Below are 12,964 nucleotides of genomic sequence, written 5' to 3' on the forward strand. Positions count from 1 at the left end.
GCCGCCATCAAGTTTTAATAGCGGCATCTTTATTTCTTGACCAGGTACATAGCACTTTAAGCTTAATTCAGCAGATTCATCGGTTTAATCACCGGATGGAAAAAAGCGAATACGAAACACCACGACTTCGCCAGAAGAGGCACTCATCAGCTTCTCTGCCTCATCATTCCATAGGTGAAGTCTCATCATTTTACCGCAATAGGTTTGTTTCGGGCTGTCTTCTGCTGCCGGAATTTCCAATAACGGGTTTGTCTCCAGGGGATTGTCCTCTGTGATGGTCAGTGCATAGTCCGTCTGTGCTTCCAATATAACAACCTGCTCCGACGGCTTGAAAAAATTGCCGTCGGTAAGAAATTCCATCGCATCATCACGCAGGGGTTTTGCCTCAATGAAACGCGGATCATGATGAAATTTGTCGAAGCTTTCCGTATTTGGGATCTGGGTTAGTGCCCCTTGTTCCGGCACCATGCCAGGGTTGTTGGTGGCAAGCACGGCAAAAGAGCGCAGAGATTGGATGCCACATTCTTCCAGTACAGGTGCGACGATAGGGAAATACTCCCCGAATACCTGCATTTCTTTGCCTTTAATCACTTTTCCAAAAGCAAAATCAAGCAAGGTGTCAGATTTTAATGTTAATTCAAGAGTCATTCGTTTTCTCCAATGTTTTTCATAAACGGTGAGCCGGCATTGTGGAACCTTTAATTCCGGAAGTCAACATTTCCATATAACAATTTCGGAATTATATATTTCCGCAATAGACGTTTACCCTATGAAGAAATATCTGTTAAGATCGCGCCATGACACAAAAGACACCCAGACGCCCCGATAATACCAGGGGCCGAAAGCGCGATACGACCCGTACCGATGCCATACTCAAAGCAGCGGCTTCGTTACTGTTAGAGGTCGGCTTTGACCGATTCCGCATCCAGGATGTAGCAACCCGTGCCGGTTCAGGCACTGGTGCAATTTATCGGCGCTGGCCTACGAAAGAATCACTTATCATCGAAGCAATCAGGAACATGCCCGTGCCCGAGGCACCGGTAACTGATGATCCTGTGGCAGACTTACGGGCAATTGTTGCTCCCAGGTGCATCAGCTCAGCGGAAAAACCTGATCTGGTGCCGGGCCTTATTTCAGCAATGCGCTCCGATGTGGGTATCGAAAAAGTCGTCAAGGAAGGTTATAGCCACGAATATATGCGAAATGCCATCGCACGCATAATCGGCGACGATCACCCACACCTTGATCTGCTTAGCGAGCTCACGCCGGCAATAACACTGCTGAGATCTTCATTCACTCCTGAGTCGATCGACCCTCAAGCTATGACAGACGAGATCATTTCACTCATTCAATCCGTAGCCAAAGACACCTCGTCTTAGCCGATCAGCAAAATATATGGGCAGCGATGAGGTATTCACATTCGGGCATGGTAAATCAGGAGGCACTTCAAAAGAAAAGGGTGCAACCGGCGATAACTTTAGCCCAATGATACAAGGGCTACGATAAAATGGTTAACTCTGTAAAGCTGCGTGCAAGTTATCAACACGGTTGAATTGGCTAACGCACAGCGGATAAACACGGGCTTCCCTGTTATCAGCCCGTTTTTACGGCCATAAGTTTATTCGCGGCGGCAAGAGGGTGAAGCAAAGCTTTGGTGATCTTGCCATGCTGATGCCTAACAACAGGTTGATTGACATAACCATCAAACTTTCGGGATTTCCACGGCGTAAATAAAGTGAAATCCGTGGTTAGATTGGCAATAAAGCCGGTAGATTTTTTAGCTGTTATCCGGGCATTATGCTTGCCAGATGAGTCCTGGGCAAAGTTTTTCTCGCGACTGGCGGCAAGGATACAAATCCTGTTTTCAGCAGCGCGAGCCAACAGGCTATAGTCAACCTCGCCAGCTTCCTGGATATCAAAAGGCAGCAATAACACGTGAATGTTATTTAACGCCGCCACTTGGACCATTTCAGGCATATTCGCGTCATCTGCCGTCAACATCGCCACATTAATATTGCCTTGCTCTAAGGGCAGCTGGATAATATTTAACTTATCCCCCAAAGGCGTCCATCGATATCGTTGGCAAAAATGCAATTGCTGTTGGGCGGCCAACAGGCCATGTTCACTGATTAATACCGCCTGATGCATATCATCAATGACCAAACTGGTGCATACGTATTGAAAGGGCCTTAGCTTGGCGCTAATTTGCTCGATTAACTGCCGGCTCAGGTATGCTAACTGAGTGCGTTGTTTTACATCATGGGTGATTTCTTTATCGCCAAGGAAAAATAACTCCGGTAGTTGAATAATGTCACTGAGATTATTTTCAATATAATGACAAACATCTTCAATGGCTTGCTCATAAGTTTTATAGGTCGCAAATAGTGCCGCATTAACACTTGCCGGGACATTGCTGTTAATGTCATCACTTACCCGGGATTTAGACGATTGTTTTAACGCTTGGTAAAGCTCAGGGCGGCGTTGCTGAAAAAGTTCGCTGCCATCGGGGCGGCGCTTGTCTTCAGCCAGGATCACATCTATATCAGCAAAAGCAAAGCCTTCTTCATTGTGCGCAATTGTTGCTAATATTTTGCCGTCAGCAGAGACGATTTGGCTTTTACCGCCGCCAAAAAGAAATTTTTCGGGAATAAAGTATTGCTCAGAAAAAGCGCTCATATGTTCCGGGGGAATAAGCGGACCGACTTTATTTGCCGCTGCTAAAAAAACCTTGTTTTCACACGCCCGGGCAGGGCCATGCAAACCGGCCTGGTCGCGTGCAAATGTGCTCAGGGAATGACAGAGCAACTGCGCCCCTGTTAAGGCCAGTTCACGCGGTGCTTCAAAGGTCATCCCTTCATAACCGCTGAATAAGCCTAGATTTCCAAACGGTGTTGCGGTAACTTCAGAGACTTTATTGCCGGGAATAAAAAAATCATGTTCATGACCGAACAAGGTTTGCTTATCGGCTTGGAGCATGAGCTTGCCCAGCGGTGAAAATAAACACGAGGTCACACTGATATTTGACCTGACCCTGGGATCTTGATGTTCACGTGACGGGTCTCGTCTTAACGTAACATTGAGCACTATATAACAATCATGTTTTTTAGCTTGCTCACCTATGCGCTGTAGAAACATACCGTCCGTTGTTAAGGCTGCATGCCATGCCTGGTTATGATCGACGTACCAGGAAAGGCTATTGCAAAACTCCGGAAGCACGATGAGATCAGGCTTGCACATGGCCGCCTCATCCACGACACGAATGCAGGTTTCCAGGTTCTCTTGAACATTTAAACTGGTGGCAAACTGACAGACAGCAACACGCATGATTTAATTTCCATTTGGCCGATCATTAGTTGGATTTGGGCATGTTAACGCACGAGATGTTATCAAGTTTTTATTACCGTAAAGTGCTTCTCTGGGGCTATCTATGCTCCAAAGGTTATGCAAATAAAGCGCTTGCTGGCAATAAAAACTTGATGGTTATACAGTCACCCCCAAAATTAAGCCGCTAAAAATAACAGATTTTCAGCGTTTTAACGAGCTAAAATCCCCCCTGATGAGGATATATCTGCTATACGGCAGCTTTCATCATTTGAACTCAAGGTTCATAATGGTCATTGATTGCGCTGATCCCGTATCTAAAAAAAGAGTAGATAAGTATAAAAAGCCGGATGACGTATTTAACCATTCAAAAGGCTATGATTGGGTAGATTTAAAGACAATAGGAGAATGGTTAAGGCATAACTTCAAGGAGTAAAGGGCACGTCGACAATAACTAAACCTGTTTGGCTGGTGTAAAAAATTATGAGTACCCTGCCAAAGAGGGTGCCCATAAATATGGGTCATCGATCCTTGTAAACCTGTGTGTTTCACTGTCAAAATTCAGATGTGACTTTTAATAGAGGTGAAACCTCTGTCCGTAAGCTTAACCAGGCATATTCTTCAACACATTTTTCAGTGACGTCATAATCCGAGACAATACCGAACTTAAAAACTCCATCGCCTCGTTATGTCGGGTTAATAACTGGTTGGCATCAACGCTTACCATAGTGCCGCGGTTTTCCAGGCTAACCTGGTAATTGGTGATGTCGGTGTAAAGCGTGGTTAGCTCTTCATCAGACAAGGTTTGATCGCCGTCACTGTCATAGTCGTTCTTCCAGTCGATATAGGCGGTATGATCGTTGTCCTCCGGGCTGGCAACATCTGAGCTGACAATCCAGGCGTAAAATTTGCCGAACTCCTCTATGTTGTCTGAGCTTGCCAAGTGCACTCCTTTCTTGTCTTCCCGTTCAAATTTACCTATCCATTCCTGCCATTTACGGGCTTCTTCGAGCATTTTGTTCATGTCGCTCAGTTCATCGGCGGCGTCCCGGTATTGTTTCTCTTTTACCGTCGAGTATTGGCGATGGCTTTGCATAAAGCGGTCTTTCATCAAATAATGCTCGTTGATTTCATCTATTGTCTTTTGTATTGAGGCTTTAAAAGCATTGATATCATTATCTATATTGGTAAATTCCCAGTTTAAAAGGCCGCTATTACCATCATTGTAAATAGGATGATTTGGTAGAGCAGCATCAGGAGCTGCTGGTTTGAAATATTGCTTTGTGGGATCAACGGCGCGTATCCAGGTGGTAAATTCATGCCAGGTATTTTGATCTACCGTTGAATGAAAACCGCCATTGTTACTATCTGCAATCTTTTTTTGCCACTGCTCAGCCCCTTCCAATAATAATTTATAGGGGGCAACGCCGCCTTCCCACAGGTCCTGACTAAGATGAAGCTGATTGTCGGGGTGGCTGACATTGTAATTGTATTCCAGTTGAATAAGATCTAAGCCAGTCATGCTTTTGGCATCGGCTTCGGCTGCCAGGGCGGTGGAATTATTGAAAGCTTCGGGAATTAGATTGCGGTATAAGTTGCGGTAAGGATCCTGAGCACTGGCGGGGGTAAAGTCCTCACGAATTTTTCCGCTGCCGATATCGCCATTGTATTTTTTATACAGGTATTCAAAGATGCTGTCGCCCATTTGCGCTTTGCTCGGCACTTTTGTCCCGTTGCTGCCATTGGAAAATGAGAAAGCGGCGCGTAAAATCTCGTCGTAATCCAAAGAAATGTTAACGGCCACTGAAATGTCGGTATCGTTATAGCCAACAAGTTTTGCTTGTTTGTTCTTAAAAACCTCTCCGTAGTATATGCTGTCGGCATTGTCTTCTTTGACCGCCTTGTCAGAAGCCACTTGCTTGTTTACTTCAAAAATATGCGATTTTCCGTCAGCCAATGTCAGTCCGTTTTCATCATATATTTTGATGATGTTATCGATCAGCTGGTCTGCTTCTGCTTCTGTGTTGATGCCGGCCCGGGCCAATAATGCCTGTGCCGAGTCTATGTCATCGACGCCGTAATGGTTGTTGTTGTTAATTTTGGTGGTGATTTCAGCGCCACCGTTTTTGACAAGATCGTGATAGGCATCGCGTAAATAATCCTCGTTATCATAATCCCAGGGGGTGATATTCGAGCGTCGGGTGGCTATTTCAAACTCATACTGATCGTTGTGCTCCCATTCGCTGCGCTGATCGCTTGTTAAACCGTCAAATTCTGACAAGGTTGATTGCCATGTTTTGGTTAAATATTCGTCCAGGGTATAAGTTGTCGTCCCGTTTGCATCGTAACCAGTTAAATCCCGGTGCAGATCAGCGGAAGTAAGCAGTTTGAGATCGGTTAAGTCATTAAAAACCCCATAGCTGGTGGCCTTTTCTACCTCTCCTTCGGTTTCGATATTCTTCGAATCCAGGTTGGTGAATAACTTGTCGGTAATAAATGGCATTTTTTACTGCTCCTGTGAGAGTAAGGGTTAAGCGTCAGCCCGGTTTTCACGGCTGGCGGTATCTTGTTAATTGGTCTAGCCGTAATTTCGGCGCCAGCTGAACTTATGTGCGAATTCAATGTTGCCAGTGCCCTGGAGTCTTTCAGCAAGATTTCCTGAAAAAGTGCAACCCCATAGATTCACACGTGAAATCCTCAATGGGGCGGGCTGGCTTTCGTGATTAGCTGCCCGGGAGCATATTCAGTTATGCTGTTAACTTTATTTTCCTGTCATCAAGCGCTCACTGGGCAATACCGGTTATGGCGTCGACCATTGAACTTTTGTTTATCAGCTAACTTGGTTAAAGCTTGTGCTTAATGGGAGACAGGTAAGCTCAAACTGTTTTTACTTTTCGCTACTTTTTCTTCGATTCCCCACTTTCATTTCCTCTTTTTTGCGTATTGCATAAAAGAAACGCCGGACTTTTCTGGTTGTCCATGGCGAGCGGAAGTGTTGTTATCTTAGGAGTTATTGGTTGGTGGAGGACTGATTTGGGCTTTAAACGCTCTAACACACTGAATTTAACTTCAGTGTATTAGAGCGTTTTCCATTTCAAAGGATTAATGCCTGGCTTTAGCCTTTAACATTGCTCAGCACATTATCCAGTGTCGTCATAATACGTTTTAATATCGCACTTAAAAATTCCAGTGACTCGTTATAGCGGGTTAAATGCTGATTGGCATCAACGGTAACCAGGTTGGAACGATTTTCGAGACTTTGTATGTAATTAGTCATCTCGGTGTTAAGCAACTTCAGATTTTCCTCGGACATGTCCGGGTTATTGCCATATTCACCTTTCCAGTCAATATAGGATTCATAATCGTTGTCTTTCGAATAGGCGACATCAGAGTGAACAATCCAAGCATAAAATTCATTATACTTTTTCAGATCTTGCTCGGCTAAATTAAAATCTTTTTCTTGCCGTTCGAATTTGCCTATCCATTCCTGCCAATGGCGGGCTTCGTCCATCATTTTATTCAGATCGCGCAGCTGATCGGCAGTGTCTTGATATTGCCGTTCTTTGCCTCCGAGGTAGAAACGGTGGCTCTGCATAAACCTGTCTTTGGTTAAATAACGATCTTGCTCGACCTGTAAGGGGTAAAGCGGCTCTTTCAGCGGAACGACTATCGTATCGAGCGCTTCTCCGATTGATTTGAACTCAGCGTCGGTAAGGATAGAGTCGGTAGCGTTGTTTCTGTCAAAGCTGTCTTGTTTTATATACTGCTTGCTTGAGTCTACCCGGTTTGCCCACTGGAGAAACCCTTGCCAGAAACTTGTGTCCAGCTCTCTTGTGGTCGGATAGCTTGTTTTGATCAAACTCTTATCTTCAGCATATTCGGCAAATTTATGCTGATAGTATTTTGCCGCCTGGTAGTCTTCGATGGTGGTTATTAAATTGCTTAACGCCTGGTCTATAAGATCAAATTCCGCAGTGGCAAGGGCTGAGTCGGCACCAACGTTTCTCCAGTAACTGCCCTCTGTGATAAATTTTCTCTCGGGATCCAGGGCCTTCTCCCAAGTCTGAAATTCTTGCCATAAGGTTGTGCCTACATCTATGACGACATTACCTTGAGGCTTAAGGTCTCTAAATGCTTTCTGATATCCTTTTGCCTCCTCAAGCACAATTTCATAAGAAGGGTTGCTGCCATTCCACATACCCGGAGTGAGGTAAAGTTCGTTACCGGGGTGGTTTTTATTATAGTTTTTTTCCATTGTCTCAAGATCTAACCCCGTCATCGCTTTGGCGTCTGCGGCAGCCTCTTCCATTGCATAAGTATTGGTAAAGGCTTCGGGAATTAAATTACGGTGGAGCTTGCCTGCGGTATAGTCTTCCCGGATGGTGATCCCGGCCTCAGTGCTGTATTTGCCGTGCAGGTATTGAAATATGCTGTCGCTCATTTGCGCATCTGTGGGAATGGCGGTGTTATTTGCCTTGGCCAGTGCTACCTTTAAAATTTCGTCGTAATCGAGGGTGAATTTAATGTCAACGTTGATAGTTCCCTTATTGTATGCTTCATATTTATCGCTCGACAGGAGCCCGCCGCTGCTATCGCCCTCTATATAGGCTTTATCTGAAGCCAGCTTCCTGTCAACCTCAAAGACATGCGATTTACCGTCATTATATTTCAGGTTGTTTTCTTCATAGATCTTGAAAATGTTGGCGACAAGCTGCTCTGCTTCTGCTTCGGTGTCAATGCCGGCGCGATCAAGCAATGCCTGCGCAGATGCTGAATTGTTGACTGTGTTATTAGCCGTTATCGCCTCTGACAGTTTAGCGCCATTGCCGGCGACACGATCGCTATAATCTTCCAGCATGTGATACTGGTTATCATAATTCCAATGTACCCCTTCGCTCAAAGAAAAGTCCTTTGTGGCAATATCAATCCAGTAGTCGGCTTTAGTACCGTTCTGGAATGTTTTATTGGTTTGAACATCATCAAAATGGGTTTCGTTGGCTGTTTTTGACCATACATGGGTCAGGTAATCATCTAAGGTATAACCCGTGGTACCGCCTGGCTGATGGCCTGCCACATGACTATATATATCGTTTGAAGTTAGCAGGGCTGATTCGCTTAAGTCATCAAATATGCCATAGCTGCTGGCATCTTCAACTTTTGTTTGATCCTTGATGTTGGTGTCCAGGTTGCTAAACAACCTATCGGTAATATAGGGCATAACGACTCCTCCTCTGAAGGTTAAGCATTTGCCTGTTGTATCAAGCAGGCGATATCTAATTAAGTGGCGTAGCGTCCAAATTATGCTGTGTTTGGACGGGTGAATTGTTTGCTGACTTTTTTAATCAGTTGCCAGCAGAGTTTTTGCTGTTCTGTGTCGGTATGGTTACCCGGTGCCCGTTTTTTGGTTTCAACAAGAATGCTGGCAAAGGGAAGCTTCCAATATAGCCGCCATTGCAACGCTGGGGCGTATTGCCCTACCGCACTGGCCAGCAGCGCTGCACCTGCCTGATTTAGCTGTTGATCCAGCTTTTCCGGCTCCGAAAAGTTCAAGGTATCAGTTGCCGTCATGTGCTTTTGCAAAAATTCCGGTATCTGGTTAAGCAACAGCGGAGCTTGTTTTACTGCAAATTGATAACTCTCATCCCCGAGTACCTGTTTTATTACCTTCACTTTTTTCGCGGCCAGCAAAGAGGCGATAAAGGGATGATAGAGCAAGGCCGTTAAGTAGTTGCGCAACCTTTGCAATTCTGGTGGTGACTGCAAAAACAGCTGTTTTTCCGGGCTGTCGAAGTCAAAGTCGAATTGTCCGTCAAGGTTATGCTGCTTTAACAGCCAGCTTGACACCAGATAAGGTTGCCTGGCATTGAGGCTGTCCAGTTGCTCCGGTGCCAGAGGCTCTGGCATTTTTTCTTGTGTTGCCGGTTCGCCTTGGCTTTCAGCCCTGTTTTCAGCCAGCCCCTGCAGCAGGGGCCACCAACTTGGGTGCAGGCTTTGGCTGGGATAAAAATTAAAGGCCAGCAGCTTGTGATCAAGTGGCTCAGACATTAGCTGTCCTCTTTAGCCGTGCGCTGCTTATAAACAAACAGGCCGCCCATAGTGAGCAATACTAAGGCCAGTCCTCCCCAAAGGGCTAATAGCCAGGGAGTTAGGTACCAGGCAGGTTCCCTGGGAGAGCGTTTCAGCGGTGCGCGTCCTTCAAAGAGGGCGACATCAACCGTCTCATACTCCAAGTCCTGAATAGAGTGGGCCACTAACAATTTGACTTTAGTGATCAGCTGCTCGGTGGCCATGGTCGGGGCATGCTTGATAAAGACAGAAGCGGAGGGGGTACCGGTTTTCACCCCGTAATCATCTATTTTCGGTTGCACTATATGCACACGGGCGCTGATCACGCCGTCAATTAACGACAAGGTGCCTGCCAGCTCCTGGGTCATGGCAAAGTTATAGCGGGCGCGTTCTTCCATGGGTGAGCTGATCATGCTGTCCTTAACAAAGATTTCCCCCAAGGTTTGAAATTGTGCCTTGGGGTAGCCCTGCTCCTTCAAGCGGCTAATGGCCAGCGGCAGATCCATTTCATCAATCATTAAGGTGGCGGTTTTATCTTTGCCGGGAATTTTTTCCACGGCAATGCCGTTGTCCATTAAAATCGATACCATTTCGTTGGCCTGCTGTTCATCAACGCCTGAGTAGAGTTCAATCTGACAGGCGCTTAGCAGCATACAGCCCAGCAGCAGGGTAAAAGTTCTTAATAATTTCATTTTTGCGCTCTTGTTCATGGCTCTTGTCCATTGCTTTTATACATTGCTTTATAAATGGGTAAGGAGGATCTGCCCTGGTAAAAACTTATAGGCACCTGGCAGTATTATTGTGCCTTTAATAAGGTGTCGACATTGCGGTCAAAGGTCCCGGTAATTTTCGAGTAAACATCATGGTGCAAAGACCACAGCTGGATATCGAGTTGGGTCTGCAACAAATCGGCGGTGCCTAAATCGTCTTTATCAAGCATGGCCTGAATACTGTCGAAGCGTTCGTTGCTTTCGTTGCGAATACTGTCCAGGCCCTGGAGGATATTGTCGCCGAGGATACTGTTGCTGCCACCTGCGGTGCCGTCACGGCCGTCGCTTAACTGGCAGCCGCCGTCGGTTCTAATTTCCCCCGCAGTACAGCTGGTGGGATCGATATCGCCGGGGCGGTCATAATGCAGGGCTTCAAACCCTGTCTCTTGTACCTGCGGAGCTGCCATGTGCTGTTCAAACACTAACACTGCCTGTGGGTCGGCACTTGGCGGTAAAGCACCTGGTGCCTGGTTATTGTCAAATGGCTGATAGGTTTGTATCCGTTGACCGTCAGCCGGCGGTCTGCTGGCGGAAATTGCAGCTGTTTCCATAATCACATTCTCCAAAAATAAAAGAGAAACGACGGCGAACCGTCGTCATCAGGGGGTCAGATTAAATTTTCTGTACTATGCCTTTTAATGAATCGGCAATGGTTTTGGTTAATGAACTCGACAGGCCTAAGGTAAAGCTCCATTCGTTCATCATTTGCTGCATTAACAAGACGGTTTTGGTGTCTTCAAAATCCCCTTCATCCTGTAATTTTTTTATCGCTTCTTCTTTTTTGTCGACGACCTTATTAAAGGAGTTGGAAACGTCCGCCAGGTTGATGTTGCCGTCGTCGTTCTGTCCCGGAAGGCCGGTGATGTCGATTTTGGCTGTGTTAGTTACTGGTGAGCCCATAGTATTTACCTTTTAGTTGAGTTAAGTAGTGGTTGATTCTTTATAAGAAATCAGTTGAGTAATTGGTTGTTTATCCATTCGATGCCATCGACAAAACTTGCCAGTGACGTTTCAAATTCCCCGATATCAAGCAGCTCGCTTGGCAAGGTGTTATAGAGGCAAAGCTTGCCTTGCTGTTCGCAGTAATAGGTGCTGAACTGAGCAATGTCCGGGTTGACTGACATCAGTTGCAGTACTTTATTCTGTTGATACCAACGCTGTTGCACATCTTTACTCAGTTCCAGCACCGGGCTGTCCATCAGCAGCAGATCCCCCTGGGTAAAGAGTGTCAGCGCAACATTATCCAGCTGGAGCTTAAAGTAGCCTCTTTCATCCGCTGTTACCGGCTGCCATCCCTGGCGCTGGCATAAAGTTGCGAGCAAGTCATTCAGCGAGCTTGTTAACATCATTAAGTTTCCTATTGTCAATCAGTAACAGTAGTGTCGGTTGCGACACCGGTTATTGAGTTCTGGTTTATCAGGCAACCTCATCAAAGGTTGTGCCTGGTAAGAGGCGGGTAATCGAAAACTGTTTTTACTTTTTGCTGCTTTTTATTCGATTCTGTGGACACCTTTTTGATGACATTAGCCGGACAGGTTACTCGCAGCTATGACTTAAGGGCGGTTGCTTTCAAATTTTTTTCTCGCTCGTTTTTGCGGGGAGTTTGTTTTTTAATCGATTTCGCTGCGCGAGAACAAAGTAAAGGTAAGGTTAATAGCCGGTGAATTTAGCGTTTTGTATCATCTTGTACCGTTTTTTCAGATAAGGAGGGGATTTCTCAAAATGTGTGCTGGCTTCCACTTAAGGCCGGTATTTTCGCCCCTGTGCCGGGTTTCGCCTCTTTGTTTTAATAATAATGTTGCCTAGTTGTTAATTTATTTCTTTTCTCTTTTTAATCAAGTGGTTGTGACCTGGTTTTTTCTGCCTTTTTTCTTTGCTTGTGCCTGACAGGTTCGGATACAGAGCAATACTTTTTGTCACTACAGCGCAGGTGTCGGTTTGTCAATAATCAACTTGCGACATCAAGCAGGGCTGCAAATACCAATGTTCCGTTTATGCCGCTAACACACGACAACCACAAAATTTATGGAAAGACATTTCCAATTATTTGAAAGGAATATTTATCATGCAAACAGTGATCACTAACCAAGATTTAGCAACTACCACTAACGCTCAAAAGGATGAACTTAAGGATCGGGAACTATTTGAAGCTGCCATTAACGGCTGTGATAAATCACGTGATCAGTTATTTTTACGCCATTATTCGAAAGTGAATGCCTATATCAAAAAAAACCTTTCCTGTGATGCCGATGCCGATGATGTGACCCAGGAGACTTTTTTGCTGGCGCACCGCTTCCTGAACAGCTTTCAAGGGAACTCAAAGTTTTCGACCTGGATTATCGGTATCGCCGTAAATTCTGTCCGCAATTATTTTAACCGTAATTACCAGTTTAAAAATGTTCATGTACGTGATGAATATTTACTGGACTCCATCTGTCCCCAGGTTAACCCGGAAAGGATACTGATGAGTAAGCAAGGTTTAGATAAGGTTTCTGAAAAAATTAATTCACTCGACGAAATTCACCAACAAGCTTTTCATTTGGGTGTCATACAGGGGCATTCGAAAAAAGAGGCTTATAAATTGGCGGATACCACCTACCAGGGATTTCGCAACCGTTTACACAAAGCCCGTAAATTTATCAGAGAATCACTTCCGGAAGTCGCTTAAGGCGGGGTTCTTGAATATGGCCTTGTGTGCCCTGAATGCAGCCAGCGACTTAACCTATGGAAAATACGCTTTGAAATGTCAATGTTTGGCGAATGGCCGACATTGCAGCATCGGGGCAAGTTTAATTTTGTTGAGCACT

The 12,964-nt window shown here is 45.4% G+C and carries 11 protein-coding genes; 2 read left to right on the forward strand and 9 right to left on the reverse strand.

Annotated features, from left to right (window positions below):
• Nucleotides 1–84: 84 nt before the first annotated feature.
• A complete protein-coding gene (locus QL234_RS27660; RefSeq protein ID WP_281560991.1) occupies nucleotides 85–648 on the reverse strand; it encodes a hypothetical protein in 564 nt (187 codons plus the stop codon).
• Between the two features lie 377 nt (nucleotides 649–1,025).
• On the opposite strand from QL234_RS27660, the gene QL234_RS27665 reads away from it, so the two are divergent.
• Nucleotides 1,026–1,379, forward strand: coding sequence for a hypothetical protein (locus QL234_RS27665; RefSeq protein ID WP_281560992.1), 354 nt, complete (start codon nucleotides 1,026–1,028; stop codon nucleotides 1,377–1,379).
• 214 nt (nucleotides 1,380–1,593) lie between these two features.
• On the opposite strand, the gene QL234_RS27670 is transcribed toward QL234_RS27665, so the two are convergent.
• From QL234_RS27670 to QL234_RS27705, 8 genes are all read right to left on the reverse strand, one after another.
• Nucleotides 1,594–3,324, reverse strand: a complete 1,731-nt coding sequence (locus tag QL234_RS27670) for a nitrilase-related carbon-nitrogen hydrolase (RefSeq protein WP_281560993.1) — start codon at nucleotides 3,322–3,324, stop codon at nucleotides 1,594–1,596.
• A 601-nt stretch (nucleotides 3,325–3,925) separates the two neighbouring features.
• Entirely contained in the window at nucleotides 3,926–5,824 is a 1,899-nt protein-coding gene (locus QL234_RS27675) for a hypothetical protein (protein WP_281560994.1), read from the reverse strand.
• Nucleotides 5,825–6,436: 612 nt separating this feature from the next.
• On the reverse strand, nucleotides 6,437–8,539 hold the full coding sequence (locus tag QL234_RS27680; protein ID WP_281560995.1) for a hypothetical protein: 2,103 nt from the start codon (nucleotides 8,537–8,539) through the stop codon (nucleotides 6,437–6,439).
• A gap of 80 nt (nucleotides 8,540–8,619) precedes the next feature.
• Nucleotides 8,620–9,366 (reverse strand): SctK family type III secretion system sorting platform protein, encoded by a 747-nt coding sequence (locus QL234_RS27685; RefSeq protein ID WP_281560996.1) that lies wholly within the window; start codon nucleotides 9,364–9,366, stop codon nucleotides 8,620–8,622.
• Nucleotides 9,366–10,079 (reverse strand): type III secretion inner membrane ring lipoprotein SctJ, encoded by a 714-nt coding sequence (sctJ, locus tag QL234_RS27690; protein ID WP_281560997.1) that lies wholly within the window; start codon nucleotides 10,077–10,079, stop codon nucleotides 9,366–9,368. Before sctJ ends, QL234_RS27685 begins: the two co-directional genes overlap by 1 nt.
• Nucleotides 10,080–10,183: 104 nt before the next feature.
• Complete coding sequence (locus tag QL234_RS27695) at nucleotides 10,184–10,708, reverse strand: EscI/YscI/HrpB family type III secretion system inner rod protein (RefSeq protein ID WP_281560998.1); 525 nt, start codon at nucleotides 10,706–10,708, stop codon at nucleotides 10,184–10,186.
• 61 nt (nucleotides 10,709–10,769) lie between these two features.
• Nucleotides 10,770–11,057 carry an EscF/YscF/HrpA family type III secretion system needle major subunit gene (locus tag QL234_RS27700; protein ID WP_281560999.1) on the reverse strand — a complete coding sequence of 96 codons (288 nt, stop codon included), beginning with the start codon at nucleotides 11,055–11,057 and terminating at the stop codon, nucleotides 10,770–10,772.
• A gap of 50 nt (nucleotides 11,058–11,107) precedes the next feature.
• Entirely contained in the window at nucleotides 11,108–11,506 is a 399-nt protein-coding gene (locus QL234_RS27705; RefSeq protein ID WP_281561000.1) for a CesT family type III secretion system chaperone, read from the reverse strand.
• 716 nt (nucleotides 11,507–12,222) lie between these two features.
• Here QL234_RS27705 and QL234_RS27710 point away from each other — a divergent pair.
• Complete coding sequence (locus QL234_RS27710) at nucleotides 12,223–12,825, forward strand: sigma-70 family RNA polymerase sigma factor (RefSeq protein ID WP_281561001.1); 603 nt, start codon at nucleotides 12,223–12,225, stop codon at nucleotides 12,823–12,825.
• The last annotated feature ends 139 nt before the right edge of the window (nucleotides 12,826–12,964 follow it).

This window comes from Thalassomonas sp. RHCl1, from assembly GCF_947387555.1.
Lineage (GTDB): Bacteria > Pseudomonadota > Gammaproteobacteria > Enterobacterales > Alteromonadaceae > Thalassomonas.